The following is a 677-nucleotide window of genomic DNA, read 5'->3' on the forward strand; positions in this document are numbered from 1 at the left end:
TGTCTTATCAAGCTTTGCCCAACATTCTCAGCAACGTTCCGTCCTGCTTAATAAAGTGATGCATAAAGCTGGCACCAAGGTGCAAAACCAATAGGAATGGCAACAACGCTTCACCACTAAACTCGTGGATCCCCTCGCCCAGCTCTTTCAGCATGTGTATTTCTCTGCCAGAACTCACTAATTCAAAACCAAACAGGCTCAGGCCGTACCCTTCTCCTACAGAAACCGCGATGCCAGACAAAGGCAACACCACAGTTAAGGCCAGAAGAGAATACATAACCACAGCCGCCGCGATAGACTCAAATTTACTTCTTTCAGTCATAGGTTTTGGCATACCTCCAATGAGTCTCCCAACTAACCTAGGCACGCTCAAGGCTAAGACTACAAGTCCGAACGACACGTGCGCAGTAAAAAGAAAATTGTTGGCTGCATCATCCATGACTAGACCAGAACGGAGTACCGCAATCATTCCAAGCCCGATAACCCAATGGAAAAACATCATTGATTTTGAGATTGCATTGTTCGTTTTCGCGTCCATCTTCTTTCTCCATGTAAAAGACATGGTTATTCTTCACATGAGCCATGAATAAAAGATGAATACTTTATTCAGACAAACTACTCTCAGACGAACTAAACAGGTCGCCGCCCTCTAGTTGTGGTCCGTGTTGATACGATAA

The 677-nt window shown here is 44.9% G+C and carries 1 protein-coding gene; it reads right to left on the reverse strand.

The window, feature by feature from the left end; genetic code table 11:
- Positions 1 to 7 precede the first annotated feature (7 nt).
- Positions 8 to 538 carry a cytochrome b gene (locus R8N49_RS27535; RefSeq protein ID WP_318190506.1) on the reverse strand — a complete coding sequence of 177 codons (531 nt, stop codon included), beginning with the start codon at positions 536 to 538 and terminating at the stop codon, positions 8 to 10.
- Positions 539 to 677: the final 139 nt, after the last annotated feature.

It is taken from the genome of Vibrio sp. 1978, from assembly GCF_033344345.1.

Coding starts and splice junctions, on each gene's coding strand:
- R8N49_RS27535 (WP_318190506.1), bottom strand. CDS start 538: ATGGACGCGAAAACGAACAATGCAATCTCAAAATCAATGATGTTTTTC.